Consider the following 25,801-nt stretch of genomic DNA (forward strand, 5'->3'; position numbering starts at 1 on the left):
TCACCGCTCTCACCGCCTCAATCCCCACCGTCCCCCCTCTCGTCCATCGAAACAGCGGAAACGATGGGGTGGGTGTCCCCTCCCCTCATTCGACGCGGACTCCGAGACACACGCCTTCGATAACAACGGAAACAGTGGGGTGGGTGTCTCTACGTTCGCTCGACCCGTGCCGACGTCTGATTACTATCACGCGTGCTACGTATCTCTGTCTCTCGTTGGACTCCTCTAACTAGTCGTTCCTGCACTTCTCCTTCGTCGTTGGACGCGGACGAAACCGTGGCAGGGATGTCGAGCAGACCGTAGAAACACGCTCGGAAAACGGACTACTGACGACCGAACCATCGGCGACCGGACCTTCGACGACCGGACCATCGGCGACCGAACCATCGGCGACCGGACCATCGGCGACCGAACCATCGGCGACCGGACCACGGACGATAGAGAGTCCAACCGCGGACCACTGGCCGACTGAGCCACAGAGACGGCGGATGGACAGCGGAAACTGTGGTGTATCTACGTACTAGTCTTACCTCACTCGCCGTCACTTGACCGTCGAGAACATCGGTCTATCGTCGGTTTCCGAGATAGTGGCCGAAAACTGCGGAAACGGTGGGGTCACGGACGTCGCTCTCGTTCGAGGGTCTCGTCTCGACAGTCTCCTATCCTCCAGTACCGGCCGTTTCAACGCCTCTGAGATGAACCCCGCCTCCGCCGAGACAGCGGAAACTACGGGGTCGCCGGAGCAAGTCGAGACACGTATTCTTCCGCGAACACTCCGCTTCCGTCAATTGTCCAGTAACTCGGAGTCACCGTCCGAAGGTAGTTTACCGTTCGGCAACGACGAAGAACGTCTCGGGGCGCTCGTCTGCGCGGAGCACCTCTAAGTTCGCCTTTTCGAGCAGTTCGACCGCGTCGTCGCGGTCGTATCGCTCCGTGACCGGCGGACCGCTCTCGCCGTCACCGTTCGCTGACCAGTCGGCGACGACGAAGCGCCCGCCGTCGGTGAGGACGCGGGCTACTTCGGTCTCCGCGCCGGGTCCGACTCCGGCCCCTGTGCCGTCATCTGCTCCGGTCTTTGCGTCGTCATCTGCTCCGGCCCCTACGCCGTCTTCTGCTCCGGTCTTTGCGTCGTCTTCCGCTCCAGCGCCTGCACTGTCGCCGTCTCCGGCGAACTCGTGGAACGTCATCGTCGAGAACGCGGCGTCGAGTTCGCCGTCGGCGAACGGCAGGTCCCCGACGTCGGCGGTCATCAATTCGACGTTCTGCGGGACACCCTTCTCGCGATACAGCTCGTGCATCTCGGCCTGCACGTCGATGGCGCGGACCTCACCGGCGAACGGGGCCACGTCGTCGGTGTAGAACCCTGTCCCGCTTCCGAGGTCCGCCACCGTGTCGTCCCGGTCGGACCCGAGAGCCAGCGCGCCGACCAGTTCCTCGCGCGAGAGGTAGCGATACCGCGACTCGTCTTCGAGTCTGTCGGCCGACTCGGGGTCGAACGTGTGGAAACCCATCGTCACGGAATCGACGGCCGACCACCTTAACAACTGCGTGACGTGGGGAAGCGATGCAAGACTGCTTGGACGCTAACTGTACCGCTCTACGAGTCTCGTCAGGTTCTCTTCGTCCTGCATGCCGACGAGTTGCTCGGCCTGCTCACCGTCGGCGAACAGGACCAAGGTCGGGACGCTCCGGACGCCGTACTGCGCCGCGAGACCCTGGTGCCGGTCGATGTCCACCTTCGCCACTGTCGCCACCGTGTTGGCGGCGACGGACTCCACGATGGGTTCGAGCATGTTGCACGGGCCACACCAGTCCGCGTAGAAGTCCACAAGTACCACGTCGTATCGTGTAGTAACGTCCGAAAACTGTTCGACGCTCTCGACGTGAACGGGTTCGTTCGGTGGGGCCGCGTCGTCGTCGAACTCTTCGGCATCGAGATTCCGGTCGGCGGAGAGATTCACATCTGTGTCGAGAAGTTCGTCGTATTTCTGCTCGCGGATAGATTCGAGTTCGTCCTCGCTCATCACCCGACAGTTACCACTCCACGGATTTAACCGCTTTGTAAAACCCACACAATACTCGCTAAGGATGTGACAGAGTAACGAACGACTCCGACCGGCCAGTACTGCGTAGTCGGACCTGCCCTACGCGCCGTAATCACCCTTCGTAACACCGTCACGGCAAAGTCACGAACGTTAAAATACCGTAACGCGCACAGTATCGTCTACGAGATGGACACCAATCCCGTCTACGCCCTCGCACCGCTCGCCGCTGCGTCGCTCTGGGGCGGGATGTACGTCGTCAGCAAGTGGGGATTCTCGGCGATACCGCCGGTCACGCTCGGGTTCCTCCGTGTCGTAATCGGGGCGGCGGTCCTCTTGGTGGTGGTCCGCCGCGCTCGACCCGCGCGAGAGTTCTCGCGCACCGACCGCCGCAGGTTCGTGGCCCTCGGCGTAGCGGTCACGGCGACCATCGTCACTCAGTTCGTCGGCACCGACCTCACGAACGCGAGTCAGGGCGCGCTCCTGACGGTCCTGACGCCGGTGTTCACTCTCCTGCTCGGAGTCACGGCGCTCTCGGAACCGATGACCCGTCGGAAGACCGGGGGCATGACGCTCGCGGCGGTCGGCACGCTGTCGGTCCTCGCGGGGCAGTACGACTTGACTCGGATGGCGTCCGGGAACGCCCTCGGTGTCGCGGCCCTACTGGTGGCGAGTCTGGCGTGGGCCGCCTACACCGTCTACGGGAAACCGCTCGTCCGGACTTACTCAGCACTGGAGACCGCGACCTACTCGACCGTCGCTGCGGTACCGATGCTGGGCGTCCTCGCGGCCGCGGAACTCGCCGTCTCGGGGTTCTCGCTCGCCGACGTGCCGCTCTCGCTTCCGGTCGCCGGGGCGGTCCTCTATCTGGGAGTGCTCTCGACCGCCGTCGCGTGGTACCTCTGGTACAAGGGACTGGAGTACGTCGATGCGGGGACGGTCGCGGTCTTCTTCTTCGTCCAACCGTTCGTGGGCGCGCTTCTCGGTGCGCTGCTACTCGGTGAGGCAATAGGAACGGACTTCGTCGCTGGCGGGGCCGTCATGGCCGTTGGCGTCTACATCGTCTCCACGTCTACTACCGCGTGAGTGCAGACCTTCGTCGCTATCCGGTTTTGCTGTGAACGCTCACCTTCGTCACGCTAAGATGCAGGTGACTCTGGTGAGTCTCTGGATACCGTGGCTACGCACTCGTGGCGACGACGCGGAACTGTCTGGCCGGTGCAGTATTCTCGAAGTCTGAGACGGACCGCCCGAGAAATCGAGCCGATAGGTACCGATTACTCAGACGTACTCTCCGTCGCTCTCGTAGACCGACGGGTCGTCCTTGTACTTGCGAGCGATCTCTTCGAGAGTTCTGAACTCGGCGTTCTCGTGGCCCTTCACGTACTGGATGAACTCTTCGAGGTGCGAAATCATGTGCGGGAGACCGTGGAGGTCAGGGTGTATCGTGAAGGTGTAGACGCCCGCCCCGCGACGGTCGTAGAGGAAGTCGAACTGCGCTCTGTAGTACTGCTCGTACATCATCTGCGGGTCCTTGTACCCGGCGTGGTAGAGCGGTTGCTTGATGAACAGCATCGGCGGGATGTCGTCGCGGTACCAACTGATGGGAATCTCGACCACGTCGGTCTCCTCGCCGTACTCGTACGGCTCCATCCACGTCTCGGCGTCTTCCTCGTACTGAATCGGCGTCCACTCGTCGCCCTTCCGCATCCATCCCGGTTCGAACTCCCGCTCCATCAGGCTACTGTCGTAGAGGAAGTCGTGTTTCTCCACGAGGTCGGGCGTGTTCTCGCTGAACTCCCACCAACTCGCCCGATGGCCGACCGGTCTCTCTCCAGTCACTTCCTCTATCAGCTCCATCGAGACCTGCAGAATCTCGTCTTCCTGTTCGCGCGACAGGTCCGTCGGGTTCTCGTGGGAGTATCCGTGGACGCCGAGTTCGTGCCCGGCGGCGGCGACTTCCTCGACGTTGTCGCGGAACGTGTCGATAGTGTGGCCCGGCACGTACCACGAGGTCCGGACGTCCTCGTCCTCGAACAGTTGCAGGAGCCGCGGAATCCCCTCGTTGCCCGCCGAAAGCCCGCGCGAGAGGTCGGCCGGTGAGTCCGCGCCACCGTACGACCCGAGCCAGCCAGCCACGCAGTCCGCATCGACACCAATCGCTACGTCGATGTCCCCCATATCTACCACTACATCGCACTCGCACCGAGTAATAGATAGTGGCAGGCGAGTCGATTCCCCGAATCCCGTCTTGCCTCTCCCCACACGCTCAAGGAGGCGGCCCGCGACGCGTTCCACATGAGCGACCCCCTCGAACTCGAGGACTTCTACGACCTGACGCTCCTGACCGACCTCGCCGTCTCGCCAGACGGAACTCGGGTCGCCTTCGTCGCCGACGAGTTCGACCGCGCCGAGGACGACCGCCGGAGTTCGCTGTTCGTCGCCCCGACCGACGGGAGCCGCGACTCCCACCGACTCTCGCGGGCCTCCGACGCCAGCGCCCCGGCGTGGAGTCCCGACGGGTCGAAACTCGCGTTCACCGCCGCTCGCGATACCGACGCCGAAATCGAGGTGACGCGCTCCCCCGACGGAGACGGCGACCCTGAACCGGAGGACACCGTGAGCGAGGAGGACACTGAGAGCAAGGACGACCCCCGGAGCGAAGCGGACGGCGACGAAGACGCCGAAAACGGGACCGAGAACGGGGCGACCGACGAACCCAAGCCGCAGGTCTGGGCGTTCGACCTCGAACGCGGCGGCGACGCGCGCCAGATAACCGACTTCGAGGAGGGCGCGAAAGGCTTCGACTGGGGTCCCGACGGCGAGCGACTCGTCGTCGCGGCCCGCGACCCGACCGACGACCAGCGCGAGTACCTGAAACACCGCCGGGAGGAGGACGGTCCGGTCGTGACCGAGCGGCTCCAGCACAAGTTCGACGGACAGGGCTGGTTAGACGACGTGACGACCTACCTCTTCGTCGTGGACTACGACACCCGCGAGACCGAGCGTCTCGACGACGCCTACGGCGGCGGGGCGCGCGAACCGGCGACGGGACTCCAACCCGCGTGGTCGCCGGGTGCGACCGACGGTGTCGTCGGGGGTGGCGCGACCGATGGCCCGTCGGGCGACTCCGACGGTAGCCGCATCGCGTTCCTCTCGAATCGCACCGACCGCCCCGACGACAACTACGTGATGGACGTGTACACCGTCGCCCCCGACGGGTCCGACCTCCGGAAACTGACAGACTCCGACCTGACAGCCGGGGGACTCCGGTGGCATCCCGACGGGGACCGACTCGCGTTCGTCGGCGGCGACCCCGAGAACTGGTACCGGCCGTCCGAGGTGTTCGTCGCCGACGCGGAAACGGCGGCTTACGAGTCGTGGTCCGGCGACCTCGACCGGACCGTCGCCCGATACGGTCGCCTCTCGTGGGACGGCGACGACCTGCTCGCGGCCATCGGCGACGAGGGACTGACCCGCCTCGCGCGCTTCCGCGAGGACGGCGACCCCGAGCGGACCTTCGGCGCGCAGGGACGGGACCGCACCGTCGAGGGGTTCGACGCGCGGGGCGGAACCGCGGCGGTCGTCCTCTCGGACCCGCAGAACGGCAAGGACCTCTTCGCCGCGGACCCCGCCGACCTCGACGACACCGTGTCCAGAGACGACACCGAAGCGGGTACCGACGTGGGGACCGGAGACGCCGAACCGACGCGTCTCACAGCCCTCAACGACGACCTACTCGCGGGCCGCCACGCGCCGGAGTCGCGCCGCTTCACGTTCGAGTCCGGCGGCGACGAAGTCGAGGCCATCGCCTACTTCCCCGACGATTTCGACGCCGACGACCCCTCCCCGCGACCGCTCGTCGCCTCCATCCACGGCGGTCCAATCTCCTACGACGCGCCGACGTTCTCCTTGAACACGCCTACCTGACGGGGCAGGGGTACGTCGTCGTCCGGACCAACTACCGGGGCAGTTCGTCCTACGGACAGGCGTTCAGCGAGCAGATTCGCGGCGAGTGGGGACCCCGCGAGACCGCCGACGTGCTGGCGGCGGTCGAAGCGACCGTCGAACGCGACTGGGCCGACCCCGACCGATGCTTCGCCACCGGGTTCTCGTACGGCGGTATAACGACGGGTTACCTCGTGGCCGAGAGCGACCGTTTCGCGGCTGCGGCGGCCGAACACGGCGTCTACGACTTCCGGTCGGCGTTCGGCACCGACGACAGTCACGTCTGGTGGGAGAACGACTTCGGACTGCCGTGGGAGAACGAGGAGGGGTACGACGTGGCCTCCAGCATCATCGACGTCGGCGAGGTGGAGACGCCGTTGCTCGTGACGGCGGGGGCGAAGACTGGCGGTGTCCGCCGTCCCAGAGCGAGCAACTGTACGTCAGCGTCAAGAAGCAGGGCGTGCCCGCGAGACTGGTCGTCTACCCCGACGAGCACCACAACGTCGGCGACCCGGACCGTGCGGTTCACCGACTCCGAGAACTGCGCGAGTGGTTCGAACGCCACGACCCCGAGTCGTGAGCGGACTCACTCGTCGCCGAAGACCTCGCGCTGGAGTTCCTTGCGATTGTACTCCACGAGCTGATACTGGGTCACCAGCACGGCCGCGATGACCATCCCGGCGGCGAACCCGGCGACGCGGACCATCGGCACTCCGTGGACGTATCCGTTGAGTAACTGTGCGAGACCGAGAAAGAGGGGGACGACGGTAGCGACCGTGGTGCGGACGGGCAGGTCGCGGAACATCTCCCAGAACGTGACGTTGTCGGTGGCGGCCATTCGGTAATCGCTCCTTGAAGGAGGGTTCGGGCAGGAGTGATTACCCTTTCGTATGTTGATTCCGACCGTTTCACCACGGTATTCGTCGTTGCGCGTCGCTCACTCCGGTCGCGCGACGTCACACCGACTGTGCGCTCGACCGGCGCACGTCCTCACTGTCGCTGGGTTCGAAGACGACGAGGTCACCGTCGGCGTGGACCTCGACACGACATCCCTGAAAATCGAAGACGACGCGACCCGACGTTCGGGACGCTTCGTTTCCGTGGTCCGCGAAGATACAGTCAGTGCGTCCGGGTCGATCGCGTCGTACAGTACGAAGTTCTCGGCGAGGGGGTCACGGTCCGCTACCTCGGCGACGGCCTCGACGACGGCCGTGCTGACGCTCCAGTCGGTGGACGGTACTCGGTACGCCGCACGCCCGTCTCGGTCGAGTGACGGCGCGCGCTCCGTGAGGCTCGGTGTGTCTGGGTTCATGCGTGGTGGTAACTCCCCCGCTCTCCGGTTCGACGTGTCTACTGGTCGAGTTTCTACCAGAAAAGTTTCACGATTTAGACTGTAAAAACGTGGAGTTGTAGCGCTGGCTATCCACTCGGATTCGGTACGTTCCTCCCGTCGGATTCGGTGGACGTCAATCGGCGTTGTACTCGGGGAGCGTGTCGTCCTGCATGACCGCGGTCCGGCCGCCGTCCACGAGGAGACTGGTCCCGGTCACGTAAGCGGCGTCGTCGCTGGCGAGGTAGGTGACCGCCCCGGCGACGTCCTCGGGGTCGCCGATGCGTCCCGCGGGGTGGATGGATTCGAGGTGGTCGCGCTTCTCCGCCGAGAGACCCGCTTCGGTGCGCTCCACTTCGACCCACCCGGGGTTGACGGTGTTGACGCGGATGTCCGGTCCGAGGTCGAGCGCCATCGCGCGAGTCATCCCGTCGATTCCGGCCTTGACCGCGTTGTACGGGAACATCTGGGGCATCGTCACGAACGCGTGGTTCGAGGAGACGTTGACGATAGCCCCCTCGTCCATGTGTTCCACGGCGCGCTTGGCCGTCAGCCAGTAGGCCCGGAAGTCGGTTTCGAGGACGAGGTCCCAGTCGTCCATCGTCGCCTCGGTGACCGAGGTGTTCGTCTCGACGCCCGCGTTGTTCACCAGCACGTCAATGCCGTCGTACTCCTCGGCGGTCGCGTCCACGAGCGCCGCGATGTCGTCGGGGTCGCGCATGTCGGCCCGCACGAAGGTGGCGTCGCCGCCCGACTCCCGAATCGCTTCCGCGGTCGCTTCGCCGTCTTCGGCGGTTCGTCCCGTCACGACGACCGACGCGCCTTCGCGTGCGAATCGTCTCGCGACGCCCTCGCCGATGCCTCTGGTCGAGCCGGTGACGAGAACCGCGTCGCCCTCGAATCTGTTCATAGGGTCGCGTTCGGCCGCCCCACGCTTGATTGCTTTCCTTCGAGCGCCGCCGGATTCCCGAGTGAACCTGACTGACACCGCTCTCCGCGACGAACCTCACCGACGCCCGCCCGCTCCCCGCCCGCCGGAACCCCCCGACTGCTCGCGGGTCCCACTGCTTCCGCGTCTACTGCTTCCGCTCCTATCCCCGGGTCCACCGCCGCTCCCGCGACCACCGCGTCCGCCGTCGCTCCGACGCGGACTCCTTCGCGGACCTCCGCCAGAAGCCCCTCGACCCCCGCCCGGTGACCTCGCGGACTTCGGTCCGCCGCGCCCGCTGGCGTTCGAGGGTCCCCCGGCGGACCGGTGAGGGTTCCGTCCCGCAGGGGCGTCGCCCGCGGGTCCGGCCCTGTCGGACGAGTAATCGACCGGAACGACGCCACCGCCCGACACGTTCGCGGATATCCACGAGAGGAACGCGTCGGGACTCCGCGACTGGGTCCACACCGTCCCCGGTCCCTCGAACTCCACGACCAGTCCTTCCCCGCTGAGGACCGTCGACGCAAGACCGCCGACGCGCCGGACCGAGTACCGAGTCGAGGACTCGAACGCGACGACGTGGCCGGTGTCCACGACGAACTGCTCGCCCGAGCGCAGCGGCACCTCGTCGATTGCCCCGAAACTCGACAGGAACGCGCTCCCCGGTCCCGTGAGTCTGAGCAGGAACAGCCCTTCGCCCGCGAAGAAGGTCCTGAACCCGCCGAACTTCGTGTCGAGTTCCACCTCGGGCGTTCCGGCGAGGAACGAACTCGACTGGACGAACAGCGGTTCGGTCCCGAGGTCGCGGGCAATCACGTCGCCGGGAAGCCGCGGCGCGAACGTCACCGACCCCGGTTCCCGCGCGACGAAGCGGTTCAGGAAGAACGACTCGCCGCCCAGCACCGACCGTTTGAGCGACTGGAGGAAGCCGCCGCCCATCCCGGTCTCGATGTCGATGCCTCGGGTGTGACCCAGCATCGCCCCCGACTCGGCCCGGACCGCTTCCCCCCTGTCGAGCGAGACCCGCAGTTGCGCGAACGTCGGCCGGTACGCTATCTCGTGTCGCATGGTCCTCCGGGCTACGCCGTCGGCCGACGTTATCCTGTGGGCCGGAGGCGGGGAACGCGTCGCGGCGGGTCACCCGTCGCGACGAGTTATTCCTTCGTCAGAATCATCGCCTCGCCCTCGGCCTCCTCGCCCACGCTGGCCGCGAACTGCTCGGCGTGCGCCCGCTTCACTCGTTCTCGCTCGTCGTCACTCAGTCCCATTCGCTCGGCGAACTCCGACCAGACGTGGTCCCGGACCGAGAGGTAGTACGCCGTCTCGCTCTGGGTGACGAGCGGGTCGCGGTGGAACTGCGTCCGGTACTCGTACACCAGACCGTCCACGGTCACGCCGTCGAGTTCGCGTACCGCCTCCTGCTGTCGCGCGACGAGTTCGCGGTCGGTCTCGTCCGTAATCTCCGGAAACGGGTCTAGTGGCTCGGGCATCTCACCACTCCGCGACGCTCCCGTCGTCGTGTCGCCAGACGGGGTTGTGCCAGTCCACCTCGCCCGCCACTTCGCGCACGACCGCCTCGTCGATTTCGACGCCGAGACCCGGACCGTCCGGGAGTTCGACGTAGCCGTCCTCGTACTCGAACACCGAGGGGTCCGCGAGGTAGTCCAGCACGTCGCTCTCCTCGTTGTAGTGGATGTCGAGGCTCTGCTCCTGAATCAGGGCGTTGGGCGTGCAGGCGTCCACCTGCACGCAGGACGCGAGCGCAATCGGACCGAGCGGACAGTGTGGCGCGAGCGCCACGTCGTAGGCCTCGGCCATCGACGCTATCTTCTTGACTTCCGTGATTCCCCCGGCGTGGCTCAGGTCCGGTTGAATCACGTCCACGGACTGGTCCTCCAGCACCTCTTTGAAGTCCCACCGGGAGTACATCCGCTCGCCCGTGGCGATGGGCGTCGAGGTGTGGCGCGCGATTTCGGGGAGCGCGTCGTTGTGTTCCGGGAGGACGGGTTCCTCGACGAACATCGGTTCGTACGGTTCCAGCGCGGCGACGAGTCGCTTGGCCATCGACTTGGCGACCCGGCCGTGGAAATCGACGCCGACGTCCACGTCTTCCCCGACCGCATCGCGGACCTCGGCGAGTCGGTCCTCGGCCTCGCGGACCTTCGCGGGCGAGTCGATTCGCTCCATCTCGGGCGTCGCGTTCATCTTGAGCGCGGTGAATCCGGCTTCGACCTTCTCGCGCGCGGCCTCGCCCACGTCCGCCGGGCGGTCGCCGCCGACCCACTGGTAGACCCGGACGCGGTCGCGCGCTCGGCCGCCCAGCAGTTCGTAGACCGGCGCGCCGTAGTGCTTGCCCTTGATGTCCCAGAGCGCTTGGTCGATGCCCGCGATGGCCGACATCAGGACCGGACCGCCGCGGTAGAACCCGCCGCGGTAGAACGTCTGCCAGTGGTCCTCGATTCGCAGGGGGTCCTCGCCGAGCAGGTACCCCTCTAACAGTTCCTCGACGGCGGCCCTGACGGTGTGGGCGCGGCCTTCGACCACCGGTTCGCCCCACCCGACCGTGCCGTCGCTGGTTTCGAGTCGCAGGAACAGCCATCTCGGAGGAACCTCGAACAACTCGTAGTCGGTGACTTCCATGTTCGCCGACTACGCAGGCCACGGCCTAAATCCTCGGGAACGCGCCGCCCGCCCGAACGTCGCCAGCCCGACACGAACTCGACCGTCGCGACGCTGTCGGTGGAATCACCCCACGTCCGACCGGACGAGAACAGACAGAATTAAACCCCGAAAATGTGAAAGTTCACGTTGATGGACAAACTCGACGGTGTCCCGCTCTCGTCGCTCCAGCAGCAACTCGACGCGGTCGAGAGTGCGAAGGCGGCGAAGCGCCTGATGGTCGCCATCGCCTACAAGGACGGCGTGCCGGTCTCGGTTCTCTCCGAGCGGTACGGCGTCCCGGAATCGACGCTGTACTACTGGCTCGACCGAATCGCCGACGAACCGCTCGCAGAGGCCGTCGAGGACGACGACCGACCCGGACGGCCGTCGGAACTCGACGCGGACCAGCGCGAGGCGCTGTTCGACGCCCTCGCGGACTCGCCCGCCGCGTACGGGTTCGACGCGTCGTCGTGGACGGCCCAACTCGTGCGGGAGTTCGTCGAACGCGAGTTCGGCGTGTCCTACTCGCTCGGGCACGTCCGCCGGTTGATTCGAGAGTCCGACGTGTCGCTGTGAGTCGCCGCCGGTGGCCGAGTCGGGCCGTGCCGTCTCTGCCTCTCTCACCCTGAACTGTCTCGTCGCTCGCATCACCGTCGTCGGGCGACGAGCGTCCCCGCGGCCGCGAGACCGACCAGCGCGGTCGTCGCCTCGCCAGCGAGCGACTCCGCGAGGTCGAAGGCTCCGTCGGTCCGGTCCGCGTCGTTCGGCGTCTCGGGGTCGTAGCAGAACGCGACTTCCTCGATGGCGAACGGTCGGCCGGAGTTCTGGTTCGTGGGTGCCTGCAGTTCGGCCCGCCCTGAGACGCCATCGGGGAACGCGTAGACGTTCGCACCCGGTCCGCCGCGGACGACGACCGCGTCCACGCGGAGCGTCGAGTCGAAGGTCACCGAGACCGGTTCGCCCTCCTCGTTACGCTCGACGTTCACCAACTCCACCTCGTGAGTCTCGCCCTCGACGGTGAACCGGAAGGTGTTCGTCCCGACCCGAGTGGCGTTCTCGCTGGTGAACTCGCCGCCTTCGTACGTCAGCGTCAGTCCGCGTTCGAGGCTCAAGTCCTCTTCACACCCGGTGAACCCGGCGACCGGACGCGGCGTGACGGTCGGCGCGGGGATTTCGGTGGTCGTAGTCGTCTCTGTAGTGGTCGTTTCGGTCGTGGTCGTCTCCTCCGTAGTTGTGGTCGTTTCGGTCGTCGTAGTGGTCTCGGCTGTCGTGGTAGTCGTCTCAGTCGTGGTCGTTTCAGTCGTCGTAGTCGTCTCGGTGGTTGTCGTCGTCGGGGTCGTCGTAGTGGTCTCCGTTGTCGTCGTGGTTGCGGTGGTCGTGGTAGTCTCTGTAGTGGTCGTGGTGGTGGTAGTCGTGGTTCCAGTGGTCGTCGTCTCCTCGTCCGCAGCGGTCGGACAGTCCGCGACGGCGACCGAGACGCTCTCTGTTCCGTTCACCGTCGCGCCCTCGCGGGTGGGCCTGACGACGTACTCTCCGGAATCGAGGTCGGTCAGCGCGCGCGACTGACCCGGCGGCACCGTCACTTCCTGTGCGAACTCGTCCGGCCCGGAGACGCTCACTCGCACCGCGCGCTGGCCCTCGTTGCGCAGCGTCAACGCCTCGCAGGCGTCGCTCGCGGCGACGACGTTCACCGCGGGCGGTTCCTCCGTGGTCGTCGTAGTCGTCTCTGTAGTGGTAGTTTCGGTGGTCGTCGTGGTCTCAGTCGTCGTGGTAGTGGTCTCGGTTGTCGTTGTTGTCGTCTCGGTCGTGGTGGTCGTGGTAGTCGTTATCTCTGTTGTTGTCGTCGTTGTTTCCGTCGTTGTCGTGGTCGTGGGCGTCTCGGTCGTCGTGGTCGTTGTTGGCGTTTCAGTCGTAGTCGTGGTAGTCGTCTCAGTCGTTGTGGTCGTCGCTGCCGCCACGGAGACGGTCGCGGTCGCGCGGTCGTTGACCGTCGCCGACCCCGGTTCCTCGCCGACGAACCCGGTCCGGGCGCGAACCGCGTAGTCGCCCGCTGGCAGGTCGTCGAGCGTCTCCTCGTCGCCCGGCCGCAGTTCCACCGTCTCGGCGAAGTCGCCGGGTCCGGTGACGTTGACCGTCACGTTCACGTCGGTCGGATTTCTGACGGTCAGCGACTCGGGGGCCGCGGACTCGACCTCGACGTTCGGGCAGTCGGCGACGCTCACGGTCGCCGTCTCCTCGCCGTTGACGGTCGCCGCGCCGCGGTCGTCCTCGTCCGCCTCGTCGTCTCCGCCGACGTCGACGCCGCCGGGCACCCACGCCCGGACCGCGTAGTCGCCGGGCGTCAGGTTCGAGAGCGACCGATTCTCGCCGGGACCGACCACCAACTCGCGCGTGGCGTCGTCCGGGCCGGTGACGTTGACCGTCACGTTCCGGTCGCTCGGGTTCTCGACCGTCAACGCCTCGCACTCCTCCGGACGGACTTCGACGTTCGGCGGTTCCGGTGTCTCCGTCGTTGTCGTCGTTGTTGTCGGGGTCGTGGTGGTGGTGGTCTCGGTCGTGGTCTCCGTAGTTGTCGTTGTTGTCGTCTCAGTGGTAGTCGTGGTGGTGGTCTCGGTCGTCGTCGGAGTCGTCGTTGTCGTATCGGTGGTGGTTTCGGTAGTAGTCGTGGTCTCCGTAGTTGTCGTTCTCGTCTGGGTCGTAGTGGTTTCAGTCGTAGTCGTCTCGGTGGTGGTCGTAGTGGTCTCGGTCGTCGTCGTTGTCGTCGGCGTCGGACACGCCTCGACGCTGATGGTCGCTATCTCGTCCCCGTTGACCGTCGCGGGCCGCGTCGGTTCGACCAGACCGCCCGCCTTCGCCTGCACCCGGTAGGTCCCCGTCGGGATGGCGAACGTCTCGACCTGTCCCGGGTTCAGGATGACGACTCTCGTCAGTCCCGACTCGCCCGTCACCGAGAACGTGATGCGCTCGGTCGTCGGGTTCGCCAGTCGCAGTCGCTCGCAGTCCGGCGACGAAGCACGGGCGTTCGGCGGCGGCCCCGGTTCCTCCGTGGTCGTCGTGATTGTCGTCGTCTCCGTCGTGGTCGTCGTCGGCAGTTCGAGCGTCGTGGTGGTCGTGGTGGTCGTCGTGTCGCGGTCCACGCAGTCCTCGAAGTCGGGGTTCTCCTCGGAGACCGTCTCGCCGTCGCGCTTGACTATCGCGCTCTCGACGACCTTCCCCCGGTCGTCTCCGGTCCCGAAGAAGACGTTCCGGCCGCGGAAGTTCCCGCGGAACGTCTGGCGGTCGCCGTCGGCGAACACCAGCGTCACGGCGTCGTACCTGTGGGCGGTCACGGCCACCTCCTCGCAGGCGAAGTCGAACTCCGGTTCGAGCGGTCGGGGCGTCTCGGTCGTGGTGGTCTCAGTCGTCGTGGTCGTGGTGGTCGTCGTCTCCGGTCGCGCGCAGGCCTCGAAACTCGGGTTCCGGCGCGTCACCGACTCGTCGTCAGGTCCCCTGACGATGGCGAACTTCACCACCTCGCCCTGATTGTCGCCGGTACCGACGAACTCCGCGCGGTCCCGGAAGTTCCCGCGGAAGGTCTGGCGGTCACCGTCGGCGAACACCAGCGTCACCGACCGGAACTCGTCGGCCTGCACTACGGCCTTCTCGCAACTCACGAAGAATATCCTCGGCACGAACGGTTCGTCCGGTCGCTCGGTGGCGGGTTCGCAACCGCTCGCGTCGCTGCGCCGGACCTCGAATCGGTTCGGCCCGTTGTACACCCGGACCTGCGTGACGACCTCGCCCGCGTTCTCACCGGTGCCCGAGAACGTGTTCGTCCCGCTGAAGACGCCGGAGACCGTCTGCCTGTCGCCGTCGGCGAACGTCAGGACGACGCGGGTGTACTGCTCGGCCGCCACGGTCGCCTTCCGGCAGTCGAAGGCGACTCGAATCCGGAGGGGTTCGGGCGTCGTCTCCGTCGCGGTGGTCGTCGTAGTCTCGGCCGTGGTCGTGGTCTCTGTCGTTGTCGTCGTGTTCGCCTCCGCCGGTTTCTGCGGGCAGTCGCCCTTTACGAGGTAGACCGACCCCGTGTTGACGCTGCCGTCGGTGAACGGCGCGCCCACCGAGAGGTCGGTCGCCGAGTCGTCGTTCACGTCGCCGCCCGCCAGCGCGAACCCCGCAAGGTCGCCCCTGACCTCGCCGCTGAACTTGGCGTGGGCACCCGACAGCGAGTGGCGCTCGGCTATCTGAGAGCCGTAGAGCAGGTAGGCCGCTCCGGCGTTCCTCGCGGTGCTGTTGTTGTACGGCGCGCCGACGAGCAGGTCGCCGTTACCGTCTTCGTTCACGTCACCCGTGCCCGCGACCGACCACCCGGCGTAGTCGTTCGCCGCCTCGCCGGGGAGCGCGGCGTCGGCCTCGGTCGAGAGGTTCACCAATCCCGAGAGGTCGCCCCCGTAGGCCACGTAGGCCGCACCGGCGTCGTCGGCGGGCACGTCGTGGAACGGCGCGCCGATAGCCACGTCGTCGCGCCCGTCGTCGTTCAGGTCTCCGGCGTCCGCCACGGAGAACCCGGCCCGGTCGTCCTCGGCCGGTCCGCGGAACTTGACCGGCGCGTTCACGAGCAGGGAGACGCCCGCTAACTGCGGGCCGTACTGGAGGTAGGCCGCGCCCGCGTCGGTGGCGGTCGAGTCGTTGCCGCGCGCGCCGACGAGGACGTCGCTCCCGTTGTCGCCGTCCGCGTCGAGCGCCGCCACCGCCGACCCGGCGTAGTCGTTGCGCGCCTCCCCGAGGTAGGTCACGTTGGCGGTTTCGAGGCTGTAGGTGCCCACGCGCGGCATGTACATCAGGTGGGCGGCACCTGCGTCGTCGGCGACCCCGTCGTGGTACGGCGCGCCGACGAGCAGGCCCGCGCTCCCGTTGCTCGCGTTCGCCATCGTGCCCAGCGCCCAACCGGCCCGGTCGCCCGCCGAGGCACCGTAGAACGTCGCGGTGGCGTACTTCAGTTTCACTACTTCGGGCAGGTCCGCGTCGCCGTAGACGACGTATGCCGCGCCCGAATTCGGGCCGTTCGCGTCCGCGAGGGGCGCGCCGACCGACACGTCGGCGTGGCCGTCGTCGTTCAGGTCGCCGAGTTCGACCGCGAACCCGGCGTGTTCGCCGGGCGCTCGCGCACGGAAGGTGACGTTCGCCTCGGCGAGTTCGACTTCGCTCAGATTCACCGGACCGTAGAAGAGGTAGGCCGCGCCGGAGTCGCTCCCGGCGGAGTCGTTTGACGGCGCGCCGACGAGTACGTCGGCGTAGCCGTCGCCGTTCACGTCCCCGGAGTCGGTCGACCACCCGGCGCGGTCGTTGCTCGCCGCCCCGGAGAGTTCGGCGTCGGCGTCCGAGAGGTTCGCGGCCCCGGCCGGTCCGCGCGGAATCGCGCCCCGGCCGCATCTGGTCGCCGGGTCCTGCTCACTCGTCCCCGCGTTCCCCCGTCTCGCCTCTGCGCCCTGTCTCGCCTCCGCGGTTTCCCGTGCCTGCGAAGACGCGTCCTCGCGAACGTCGGTGTCCTCGCTCGGGGGAGCGCCCGCGCTTGCGCTTCCGGATGCAGGCGCGCCCGCGCTCGCAGGGTGACCGGACGCCGCGCTTCCGGACACTGCTTCACCGGCGTTCTCTGCACCCCCGGCCACCGTTCCCCCGGCCGCGAGCGAGAGTCCGCTCGCGCCGACGACGCTACTGGCGACCAACAGCCACGCGATAATCAGCGCGTCCCGCCGCCGTGTCGTGTCGCCTCCCTCCCCGGGTGTCATTCTGTCTCGTCCGCGGAGTACCCCACCTCCGGCCTTTGTTATGGGGAGCGCAAGCAGTGCGTAACGTCGCGTTGCCCGGCCCTGTCCGGGCGACAGGGTCGGCTTATCGATAGCAGGCGTTGCGGTCGGCGCGGAGTCTGCTGTGCCGCCGACCGACTGTCGTCGCGCTCACTCGGACGCGTTCACCTCGACTCCCACTGCCGGGCGGCCAGCAGGAGACCCGCCAGCGCGACCAGCGCCGCGCCGACGCCGAATCCGGGGATAGGTCCTTCGGAGGTCGCGGTGGCCGTGGCGGTGTCGCCACGCATCGCCTCGTCGGTGGTGCCGTCGCCGTCTGCGGTCACTTCGCTCGTCGTTCTCGTCTCGGACGCCGACTCGCCGCCGATTCGGAGGAGCCAGCCGTCTCTGGCCGTCGCGCCGTCGCCGGAAGTCTGTCCGGCGAGCAGGTACCCTCCGCCGTGGGCGCGGATGGCGGGCCACGGCTTGTCCCAGCCGTCGGTTCCGTAGTAGGTCTGCCACTCGCTCTCGCCCGCGGCGTCGGTCGCCAGCACGTAGCCGTCCACGCTCCCCTTCGGCCCGGCGTCGGACCCGCCGGTGAACAGGAAGCCCTCGTCGGTGCGCATCGCCGAATCGAGCCACTGGGTCCCCTCGCCGCCGGGTTTGTGTTCCCACTCGACGGTGCCGTCGGGACCGAACTTCACCAGCCATCCGTCTCGTGGGCCGGTACTGTTACTCTCGGTCTCCCCGGCGAGGACGAAGCCAGCGTCCGCGTCCGAGGCGTTCGGTCCGGACGAGGAGGCCGACGCGGCGGCCCACACGTCGTCTCTGCTCGGGCCGCCCGCCGTGGCCTGCCACTCGCGGGTGCCGTCGGCGGCGAGTCGGAGCGCCCACGCGTCGTCGCTGTCGCCCTCGATTTTCCCGGCGAGGTAGTAGCCCGTGTCGGTGGGGACGATCGCCCGGAGGTAGCCAGCGTCGTAGCCCTCGGGGACCGGGTGGCTCTCCTGCCACGCCGTGGAGCGGTTCGCGTCGAGTCCGACCGTCCACCCCGCCGTGCTTCCGTCGCTGTCGGTCCACCCGGCGAGCAGGTAGCCGGTCGCGTCGCCCGCGTCGCGGCGCTCGACGGCGTAGAAGGCCCCGGAGCCGAGGGTCCGCTTTTCGAGCGTCTCGCCGTCGGCGCTCATCTCGACGACCCATCCGCTCGCGCCGCCGTCGTCGGTCCGGCCAGCGAGCAGGTAGCCCGAGTCGGTCCGCGCGACGCCCCAGAACCGGTCGGTGCCCGACCCGCCGAGGGTCTCGGCCCACTGCTTCCGCCCTTCGCCGTCCGTCTTGAGGACCCACCCGTCGCGGTTCTCTCCGCCGGTCCACCCGACGAGCAGGTAGCCGCCGTCGTCGGTCCGAACCGCGTCGGCGAAGATGTCGTCGCCGCTCGCGCCGTAGGTGCGTTGCCACCGCTCGGGGAGCGTCGGCGGTTCGCGCGCTTCGACTGCGAGCGTCCCGTTCGCCGGAGCGTCGTCTTCGACCGGGTGGTCTGCCCGGACCGACGGTGCGTCTCGGGTCTCGGATACCGCGTCTCGGGGTCTCGGGTCACTGTCCGCGGCCGCGGGGAGGGCCGCTGCGACCCCTGCGCCCACGACCAACAGGACCAGTGTCACTGCGAGTGTTCGCATGCGCGTCCCTCGGGGCCTGATTCGCTTTGTTATGGGCCGTCTGTAGCGACGTAGGCCGTACCTGTTGGATATTTATGGGAACTGTCGGTCACTCCACCGTGGCGTCGGGAGTGTCGTCCCGTACTCGTCGGCTCCAGCTGAACTCTCTCCCGACGAACTCGGCGAGAAGAAGCGATTGCGATGCCGACACGGAACGACACCCCCGACTGAGACCTATCTGTTCCCGACCCCGTGGCTATACGTCACCGCCGCGAGACCGCACTGGTATGACTCAGACCGCACTCGCGTTCGCGCTCGTCGCCATGCTCGCGTGGGGACTCTGGGCGGTGTTCGCCGACTTCGCTACGCGGTCGCTCGCTCCCGAAGTGGCGATGGTCGTCTCCTACGTCGCTGGTATCGGCGTCGCCGTGGTGTACGTCCTCGCGCAGGGGCAGCGTCCGGCGTTCTCGTCGGTCGGCGTCGGCTACGCGGCGCTCGGCGGCCTCTTCTCGGGTATCGGCGCGATAAGCTACTACGTCGCGCTCCAGCGGGGGTCCGCCGGTGTCGCCACTACCGTCACCGCGCTCTACTTCGTGGTCGCGGCCGTCCTCGGCGTTCTCTTCCTCGGCGACTCTCTCACGACGCGCGACGCGGCGGGCATCGCGCTCGCCGTCGGCGCGGTCGCGTTGCTCTCGACCTGACTGCTTGACCAGACGGTATCGCTCTCCAGAAGACCGGTCAGGAACCCACGGAATCGTGGACGAGTTCCGTCACGGGTCGTGACGACGCGCCGCGGTCGGAATACGTCTCACCGCTCCCACGCTGGCGGCGCGCGGTCGAGTCGCCGCAGCGCCGCGGGGTAGCCGAACGCGACGACCAGCGCGACGGCGATTCGGGGAACGAACCCGCCGATACCGGCCGCCTCCAGCACGAAGACGCCCGCGAAGTACAACAGCAGCATTATCAGAAACTGCGGCAGCAACTGCCGCCACGTCGAAGTCATACGAGAACCGAGGGCCTGCGGGGATTTAACTGTGGGTGACAACTCCTCCCGTCACCGTCGCGTCTTCGGAATATTGATGTCCGCGCGTTGTCCTGTTCGTGATGGTATGCCCGCCCTCTCGCGCAGACGCGTCCTCCACGGAGCGGTCGCCCTCCTCACGGGTCTCGCCGGTTGCAGCGACTCGACGACAGACAGCGGCTCGGCCTCCGCCCCCCGAGCAGAGAACGTCGTCCGCGACCCCGAGTTCGTCACGCTCCGGGACTCCGACGCGGACGCCCTCGCGTGGGTCCCATCTGAGGGGACCACCGCGTCAGACGGCGACGAGTCGTCCACTCCGTCCGCGACCCACCGCGAACGACGACTCGTTGCGACCGCGGAAGCGGCCGACCGCCTCCGGTTCGCCGACGTCGAGGGCGCGGACGACGCTCGGCAGTTCGTCGCCGAGACCGACTTCGAATCCCAGACGCTGTTTCTCGAACGCCACCGCGTCCGGGAGTGCTTCCGACTGAAACTCTGTTACATCACGTGGTCCGAGACCGAGGTCGGAACGCGGTACGGACGCTACTACCGCGACGCCGACGTCGCGTGTCGCACGGACGCCGAGGACGCGACCGTGAGGCTGATTCGCGTCCCCGACGCGCTCGACCCGGAGCGGGTGTCGGGGTACTCCTCCGGAACGAATAGCAACGGCTGTCGCTACCCGCCCTCGCTGCGCACGACGACCGAGCAGTCTCGGTCGGGTTCGGGGTCGAACGCTTCGAGTCCGTCGGCGCGGACGAACCGCACCGGAACGCCGACGAACTCCCGGAAACCGACTCGAACCGAGTCGAAGTCGGGCCAGAGCGCGACGACCCGAACCCGGACGGAGGCGGACAGATGACTGGTGGAGACGGCCACCGGACGCGCCGGGGGTTCCTCGCGCTCGCGGGCGCGGCGTCACTCGCCGGTTGCAACGCCCTCGGCGGGAATCCGCTGACCGACGACGCGACCGAAATCGACGGCGCGGCGCTTCGGGACTTTCCGGAGACGGAACCCCCGTCGGTTCCCGAGACGGTGCCCGTCGAGATTCGACAGTCCTACCTCGACAGCGGCGTCGCCCGCGCCCGAGAACTCCTCTCGTCGGTGCCCGCATCGTTGGACGCCGCGGAGATTCCCAACGGGGCGATTCGGTCGGAACTCACCGGAAAGTACGAAGCGACCGAGGAGACGATCTCGTCGGTCGAAGGCGCGGCGTCTGCGTTCGAGGCGATGGAAACGGTGGACCGCGCTCGCGGGGAAGCCAGAACGGTCGCCGCCGGTTGGAAGGCCATCGAAGACGGACTCTCGCCGACGGACGTCCGGAAGTCCGCGAAGAACGTCTCGGACGCGCTCGACGGATTCCGCTATCGGTGGGACTACCTCGGGAGCGACCCGATTCGGGCGCTACTCGTCCACGCGACCATCGAACGTCGGGTCGGAAACGCGACGACCAACGTCGAGAACGCCGTGCGGGGCGACCGACGCGGCCGGAACGACCCGATAGCCGTGGGCGAACTGGCTGGCAACCTCGAAGTCGCCAGGGCCTCGATAGACGGTGCGGCCCACCTCTACGAACGACTCCGGGCGACCGGAGACGACCTCTCCGACCTGGAGTCCGGACTCGTCGCCGCCGGATCGACGCTCGGGCGAGTCGCCGGACGACGGCGAGACCGACTCCCGGACGCCGAATCCGACGACCTGTCGGCGTTCGTGGACCGCGACGTCGAGGGGACGCCGGTCGGGGCCGCGATTCGGGAACTCGCAGAGGAGGTGACCCGCCGGACCGACCCCGGCGTGGAGGACCGGACCCGCAGGTACGCGAACGCGGTCCTCTCGGCCCACGGGACGCTCGTCAGACTTCGCGCGCTCGACTCGCTCCGGAAGCGGGTCGCGGCCGACGAACACGTCGCCGTCGAGGCGGCCGAGGACTTGCGGACGCTCCGCGAGCGCGCTATCGGGGCCATCGAGGACGCCCTCGCGGCGGACGAGCATCGTCACCTCAACCGAGCGGAACTCCCCGGAGTCGCGAGCGTCGTCGAGTACGCCGACGAGCAGATAGAGCGGTACAACACGGACCGCGCGCTGCCGGTCGATTCGATGGCCCGGGACCTCGGCCACTACGTTCGGACCGCGGCGATGGCGCGGGCGATACCGCCGACGAGCGCGCACGTCGCGCGAGTCGTCCGCCGGTCTTTCTGAGCGACGCGTCCGCGGGTCGGTGCGCGGTCGCTCGTCCGTAAACCGGTCCGAAAGCACTCCAGCGCGGGGATTCGGCTCGTCGTGTCGAGAGCGTTACCCGAACGAGGGGATTTATCCACGTGGCGGTGAGTGTTCCGAGCATGTTCGGAGAAGACGGCGGCGGGATGGACGCGGACGTCACCGGGTCGAGACACTCGATACGGATGGGGGAACGACGAAGGCGATACTGGTCTTACTGGGCTTTCTCGCGGTCTTCTTCCTCCTGCTGGTCCTGTACGGCTGACCGCCTTCGGCCCGCGTTGCCGACGACTCGGCCGCGACCGACTCACCGAACGCGTTCACTCGGAGAAGCGCTCTACTCGTATATCTTCTCTCGCTCGCGCGACCGGGACCGCGACCGGGATTTCGCGCCGCCACTACCGCCCACGAACCTCGAAACGAGGAGGTACGCGAGGTACAGCAGGACGGCGACGACCAGAAGCGACACGAGGGTACTCACCAGCCACGAGACGACTCCGAGGACGACGCCCACGACTTTCGCGACGACCCAGAGGAGGACCAGACCGAGGAACGCCCATCCGCCGAGTCGGAGTAGCTTGTTCATATTAGTCAGTTTAGGTTTCGTGCGACATTAGTGTTTGGTCGCTCGTTCGGGACGGTCCCCGGCGGGGTCCGCACTCGGGTCGTCCGCCCACGCGTCCGCGCTCAGGTCGTCACGCCCAGATGGCGGTCGAGCACCGCCTCGTCGTCGCGCAACTGGTCGCTCGTCCCGTGGTAGACGATTTCGCCGCGGTCCAGCACGTAGTGGCGGTCCGCGAGTTCGAGCGCCACCTCCACGTTCTGCTCGACCAGCAGGACCGAGATGCCCTCGTCGTTCAGGCCGTTCACGAGGTCTTCGACCTGTCGGACGACGTAGGGCGCGAGACCCTCGGTCGGTTCGTCCAGAAGGAGCAGGTCCGCGCCCGCGACCAGCGCCCGGGCGATGGCCAGCATCTGCTGTTCGCCGCCCGACAGCGCCGCGCCCTTCCGGTCGGGGTGCTCGCGGAGGTTCTCGAACTCCGCCAGCACCTCCTCCGGGTCGCGCGGGTCGGCGGTGTCGCCCCCGCCCAACTGGCCGACGCGGAGGTTCTCGGCCACCGTCAGGCCCGGGAAGATGCGTCGCTCCTCGGGCACGAACGCGACGTTCCGCCGGACCGTCTCCTCGGGCGAGAGTCGAGTCACGTCTTCGCCCCGGAAGACGACGCTCCCGTCGGAGGGGACGACGTTGCCGACGACCGACCGCAGGGTGGTGGTCTTGCCCGCGCCGTTCCGACCGACCAGCGAGACGACCTCGCCCTCGCCGACGCAGAGCGACACGCCGTGCAGGACCTCGGTCGCGCCGTACCCCGCGACCAGACCGGACACGTCGAGCAGGGGGTCCTCGCAGGCCCCGGCGTCCAACCGTCCCGATTCCGCCGCGCCGCGGAACTCGTCGCTCACTCCCGAACACCTCCGAGGTAGGCCCGCTGAACCTCGTCGTCGTCCGCGATGCGCTCGGGGGTTCCGGTCGCCAGCACTTGCCCGCGGTGGAGAACCGTCACGCTGTCCGAGACGTTCATCACGAGGTCGATATCGTGTTCGATGAGCAGCAGCGTCCGGTCGGCCAGCACCTCCTCGACGAGCGCTATCGTGTCTCGGGTCTCCTCGCTCCCCATTCCCGCGGTCGGTTCGTCCAACAACACGAGGTCGGGGTCGGTCGCCAGCACCAGTCCGAGTTCGAGTCGCCGCCGGTCGCCGTGGGCCAGCGCTCTGGCGTACTCGTCGGCCCGACGCTCCAACCCTATCTCGGACAGTACCTCGTCGGTCCGCGACTCGACCGCTCCGAATCGGTCGGTCGGACTGAACAACTTCCGGGGAGCGAAATCCGTCCCTCGCCCTCGGCCACCGACTGGGCCGCCAACCGGACGTTCTCCCGGACCGACAGGCCGCCGAAGACGGTGCTTATCTGGAACGACCGGCCCATCCCGCGCCGGACGCGCTCGTGGGGCGCGGTCCGGGTCACGTCTTCGCCCCGGAAGTAGACCGACCCGGCGGTCGGTCGGAGCGCCCCGCTGAGGCAGTTGAACAGCGTAGTCTTGCCCGCCCCGTTCGGTCCGATGACGCTCCGGAACTCCCCCGCTTCGACTTCGAGGTCCACACCGTCGAGGGCCACGAAGTCGCCGAACCGCTTGGTCAACCCGTCCGCCCGGAGGACGGGGTCGGTCCCGGCGTCGGACTCGGGGGCGTCGTCGGCCGCCGCCATCACTCGTTCACCTCCTCGGCGAGCGGTTCGTCCTCGCCGCGCCCCTCGCGCGCGCCGGTTCGGCCGCCTGCGGCCTCCAGCAGTTTCTCGGGGAGTGAAACGAGTCCCCGCGGGAGGGCGATGACGAAGATTACGAACACGAGTCCGAGGAAGAACTGCCACTGGTCGGTGTACGACGACAGCAGGTCCTCGAACCCGATGTAGACGCCCGAGCCGACCATCGGACCGTAGAGGGTCCCCATCCCGCCGAGGACGGTCATCACGACGACTTCGCCGGAGTTGAGCCAGAACAGCAGCGACGGCGCGACGAACTGGTTCTGGACCGCGAACAGGCCGCCCGCCAGCCCCGCCATCGCGCCGCTGACGACGAACGCCCGGCGCTTGTAGGCGGTCACGTCGTAGCCCACGAACTCGGTCCGGCGCTCGCTCTCCCTGATGGACTGGAGGACGCTGCCGAACGGGGCGCGCATCATCCGGCGCGCGACGAGGTACGACCCGACCACGGTGGCGAGCAGGAAGTAGTAGAACAGGCCGTCCTCGCCCACGAGTGGTACCATCTCGGCGATTTCGTCCAACTCCATCGCGGCCCCGCCGATTCCGTACAGCACCTCCGCGCCGAACAGGCCGTCGCTCCCGCCGGTCCACTCGAACTTGAAGACAGCCCGGTAGAACAACTGGGCGAACGCCAGCGTGATCATCGAGAAGTAGACGCCCGAGACCCGAATCGAGACGTGGCCGATGGCCCACGCGATGGCCGCGCAGACGACGACGGCGACAGCGAGCGCGACGAACGCCGAGGGCGTCACGTGGAGGAGGACCAGCACCGCGGCGTAGGCCCCGGTCCCGTAGAACAGCGCGTGGCCCAGCGAGACGAGTCCGGCGTAGCCCATCACGAAGTCGAGGCTGAGCGCGAACAGCGCCCAGACGAGGACGTCCGAGAGCAGCGTCAGGACGTACTCGGAGTAGAGCACCTCGACGCCGAGGGGGACGACGGCGAGTAGGCCGACTGTGGCCGCCCCGAGTCCGGCCCGCTGTCGGTCGGTCAGCACGCCACGGCCCCGACCGGCGAGCAGTTCGCCCTCCGAGTCGCCCGACTCCTCCGCGGCGGAGGTACCGTACAGTCCCTCGGGTTTGACGAGTAAGATGCCTATCATCAGCACGAACACGACCAGACCCTCCAACACCGGGAGGTAGGTGCGCGTGAGCGTCTGGACGACGCCGACCGTCAGGCCGCCCACGACCGCGCCGCGGAAACTGCCGAGACCGCCCAGCACGACGATGACGAACGCGGGGATGATGACCGTGTTCCCCATGCCCGGATTGACGTTCTGGTAGGCCCCGAGGACGACCCCTGCGACCGCCGCGAGCGCCGCCCCGACCCCGAAGACGAGGGTGTAGTACCGGTCTATGTCGATGCCGAGGTTCCGGACCATCTCGCGGTCCATCGACCCGGCGCGCACGACCAGACCGAACCGGGTCTCGTTCAGCGCCCACCACGTCGCCAGCGACAGGACCGCGCCGAACGCGACGATGAAGTAACTGTACAGCGAGTTGGTGACGCCGAGAATCGTGACCGGCCCGTCCAGAATCGGCGGTGCGGCCAGCGCCTTCGACTGCTTGCCCCAGAAGAAGGTGATGACGTCGTTGAGCATCAACACCAGTCCGAAGGTCAGCAGGATGTGGTAGAGCGGACTCCGGTCGTAGAGCGGTCGGAGGGTGAGACGCTCGATGACCGCGCCCACTACGCCGACGAGCAGGGGCGCGACCACCAGCGCGACCCAGAACCCCGCACCGCCGAAGGGCGCGACGACTGCGAACGCGAAGTACGCGCCCAGCGCGAACAGTTCGCCGTGCGCGAAGTTGATGACGTCCATCACGCCGAAGATGACCGACAGTCCCGCGGCTATCAGGACGTAGACCATCCCGATGGTCACCCCGTTCAGCAGTTGCTCGGCGAACCCCGTGACCCCGACCATG

The 25,801-nt window shown here is 67.6% G+C and carries 19 protein-coding genes and 4 pseudogenes; 6 read left to right on the top strand and 17 right to left on the bottom strand.

Annotated features, from left to right (window positions below):
- Window positions 1-824: 824 nt before the first annotated feature.
- The gene (locus NGM06_RS18520) at window positions 825-1,511 is read right to left on the bottom strand and encodes a class I SAM-dependent methyltransferase (RefSeq protein WP_254270249.1); all 687 of its coding nucleotides are present in this window, start codon (window positions 1,509-1,511) and stop codon (window positions 825-827) included.
- A 72-nt stretch (window positions 1,512-1,583) separates the two neighbouring features.
- On the bottom strand, window positions 1,584-2,024 hold the full coding sequence (gene trxA / locus NGM06_RS18525; RefSeq protein WP_254270250.1) for a thioredoxin: 441 nt from the start codon (window positions 2,022-2,024) through the stop codon (window positions 1,584-1,586).
- Between the two features lie 207 nt (window positions 2,025-2,231).
- Here trxA and NGM06_RS18530 point away from each other — a divergent pair, with 207 nt between their 5' ends.
- Window positions 2,232-3,128, top strand: a complete 897-nt coding sequence (locus NGM06_RS18530) for a DMT family transporter (protein WP_254270251.1) — start codon at window positions 2,232-2,234, stop codon at window positions 3,126-3,128.
- 195 nt (window positions 3,129-3,323) lie between these two features.
- Here the strand turns inward: NGM06_RS18530 and NGM06_RS18535 are convergent, their stop codons facing one another.
- Window positions 3,324-4,223 (bottom strand): polysaccharide deacetylase family protein, encoded by a 900-nt coding sequence (locus NGM06_RS18535; protein WP_254270252.1) that lies wholly within the window; start codon window positions 4,221-4,223, stop codon window positions 3,324-3,326.
- A 1,247-nt stretch (window positions 4,224-5,470) separates the two neighbouring features.
- On the opposite strand from NGM06_RS18535, the pseudogene NGM06_RS18540 reads away from it, so the two are divergent.
- A pseudogene (locus tag NGM06_RS18540) lies at window positions 5,471-6,570 on the top strand (S9 family peptidase).
- 6 nt (window positions 6,571-6,576) lie between these two features.
- On the opposite strand, the gene NGM06_RS18545 reads toward NGM06_RS18540, so the two are convergent.
- The 7 genes and pseudogenes from NGM06_RS18545 to dgoD all read right to left on the bottom strand — a co-directional run bounded on the left by NGM06_RS18545 (window position 6,577) and on the right by dgoD (window position 10,888).
- The gene (locus NGM06_RS18545; protein WP_163522981.1) at window positions 6,577-6,828 is read right to left on the bottom strand and encodes a hypothetical protein; all 252 of its coding nucleotides are present in this window, start codon (window positions 6,826-6,828) and stop codon (window positions 6,577-6,579) included.
- Between the two features lie 118 nt (window positions 6,829-6,946).
- The gene (locus tag NGM06_RS24355; RefSeq protein ID WP_368410511.1) at window positions 6,947-7,105 is read right to left on the bottom strand and encodes a HalOD1 output domain-containing protein; all 159 of its coding nucleotides are present in this window, start codon (window positions 7,103-7,105) and stop codon (window positions 6,947-6,949) included.
- Window positions 7,087-7,302, bottom strand: a pseudogene (locus NGM06_RS24360) (HalOD1 output domain-containing protein); the annotation flags it as partial. The gene NGM06_RS24355 and the pseudogene NGM06_RS24360, both read right to left, overlap by 19 nt.
- Before the next feature lie 154 nt (window positions 7,303-7,456).
- Window positions 7,457-8,230 (bottom strand): SDR family NAD(P)-dependent oxidoreductase, encoded by a 774-nt coding sequence (locus NGM06_RS18555; protein WP_254270255.1) that lies wholly within the window; start codon window positions 8,228-8,230, stop codon window positions 7,457-7,459.
- Between the two features lie 441 nt (window positions 8,231-8,671).
- Window positions 8,672-9,316, bottom strand: a pseudogene (locus NGM06_RS18560) (TIGR00266 family protein); the annotation flags it as partial.
- Window positions 9,317-9,402: 86 nt separating this feature from the next.
- A complete protein-coding gene (locus NGM06_RS18565; protein ID WP_254270256.1) occupies window positions 9,403-9,738 on the bottom strand; it encodes a DUF8048 family protein in 336 nt (111 codons plus the stop codon).
- Window position 9,739: 1 nt separating this feature from the next.
- A complete protein-coding gene (gene dgoD / locus NGM06_RS18570; protein ID WP_254270257.1) occupies window positions 9,740-10,888 on the bottom strand; it encodes a galactonate dehydratase in 1,149 nt (382 codons plus the stop codon).
- A gap of 171 nt (window positions 10,889-11,059) precedes the next feature.
- Here dgoD and NGM06_RS18575 point away from each other — a divergent pair, with 171 nt between their 5' ends.
- Window positions 11,060-11,485, top strand: a complete 426-nt coding sequence (locus NGM06_RS18575; protein WP_254270258.1) for a helix-turn-helix domain-containing protein — start codon at window positions 11,060-11,062, stop codon at window positions 11,483-11,485.
- 71 nt (window positions 11,486-11,556) lie between these two features.
- On the opposite strand, the gene NGM06_RS24245 is transcribed toward NGM06_RS18575, so the two are convergent.
- A complete protein-coding gene (locus tag NGM06_RS24245; protein WP_303659015.1) occupies window positions 11,557-16,677 on the bottom strand; it encodes an integrin alpha in 5,121 nt (1,706 codons plus the stop codon).
- A 182-nt stretch (window positions 16,678-16,859) separates the two neighbouring features.
- Window positions 16,860-18,344 (bottom strand): hypothetical protein, encoded by a 1,485-nt coding sequence (locus NGM06_RS18585; protein ID WP_254270260.1) that lies wholly within the window; start codon window positions 18,342-18,344, stop codon window positions 16,860-16,862.
- 266 nt (window positions 18,345-18,610) lie between these two features.
- On the opposite strand from NGM06_RS18585, the gene NGM06_RS18590 reads away from it, so the two are divergent.
- Window positions 18,611-19,024, top strand: coding sequence for an EamA family transporter (locus tag NGM06_RS18590; RefSeq protein ID WP_254270261.1), 414 nt, complete (start codon window positions 18,611-18,613; stop codon window positions 19,022-19,024).
- A gap of 107 nt (window positions 19,025-19,131) precedes the next feature.
- Here NGM06_RS18590 and NGM06_RS18595 read toward each other — a convergent pair whose 3' ends face one another.
- Window positions 19,132-19,326: a hypothetical protein gene (locus NGM06_RS18595; protein WP_254270262.1), complete on the bottom strand. Its 195-nt coding sequence runs from the start codon at window positions 19,324-19,326 to the stop codon at window positions 19,132-19,134.
- 106 nt (window positions 19,327-19,432) lie between these two features.
- Between NGM06_RS18595 and NGM06_RS18600 the strand changes: the two genes are divergently transcribed.
- Together NGM06_RS18600 and NGM06_RS18605 are read left to right on the top strand one after the other, a co-directional pair.
- The gene (locus NGM06_RS18600) at window positions 19,433-20,206 is read left to right on the top strand and encodes a hypothetical protein (protein ID WP_254270277.1); all 774 of its coding nucleotides are present in this window, start codon (window positions 19,433-19,435) and stop codon (window positions 20,204-20,206) included.
- The gene (locus NGM06_RS18605) at window positions 20,203-21,543 is read left to right on the top strand and encodes a hypothetical protein (protein WP_254270264.1); all 1,341 of its coding nucleotides are present in this window, start codon (window positions 20,203-20,205) and stop codon (window positions 21,541-21,543) included. The genes NGM06_RS18600 and NGM06_RS18605 overlap by 4 nt, the downstream gene beginning before the upstream one ends.
- Window positions 21,544-21,898: 355 nt before the next feature.
- Here the strand turns inward: NGM06_RS18605 and NGM06_RS18610 are convergent, their stop codons facing one another.
- From NGM06_RS18610 to NGM06_RS18625, 4 genes and pseudogenes are all read right to left on the bottom strand, one after another.
- A complete protein-coding gene (locus NGM06_RS18610) occupies window positions 21,899-22,147 on the bottom strand; it encodes a hypothetical protein (protein ID WP_254270265.1) in 249 nt (82 codons plus the stop codon).
- A 101-nt stretch (window positions 22,148-22,248) separates the two neighbouring features.
- Window positions 22,249-23,022 (bottom strand): ABC transporter ATP-binding protein, encoded by a 774-nt coding sequence (locus NGM06_RS18615; RefSeq protein ID WP_254270278.1) that lies wholly within the window; start codon window positions 23,020-23,022, stop codon window positions 22,249-22,251.
- A pseudogene (locus NGM06_RS18620) lies at window positions 23,019-23,824 on the bottom strand (ABC transporter ATP-binding protein). The gene NGM06_RS18615 and the pseudogene NGM06_RS18620 overlap by 4 nt, the downstream one beginning before the upstream one ends.
- The gene (locus NGM06_RS18625) at window positions 23,824-25,800 is read right to left on the bottom strand and encodes an ABC transporter permease (protein WP_254270267.1); all 1,977 of its coding nucleotides are present in this window, start codon (window positions 25,798-25,800) and stop codon (window positions 23,824-23,826) included. The pseudogene NGM06_RS18620 and the gene NGM06_RS18625 overlap by 1 nt, the downstream one beginning before the upstream one ends.
- Between the last annotated feature and the right edge of the window lies 1 nt (window position 25,801).

This window comes from Halorussus aquaticus, from assembly GCF_024218795.1.
Lineage (GTDB): Archaea > Halobacteriota > Halobacteria > Halobacteriales > Haladaptataceae > Halorussus > Halorussus aquaticus.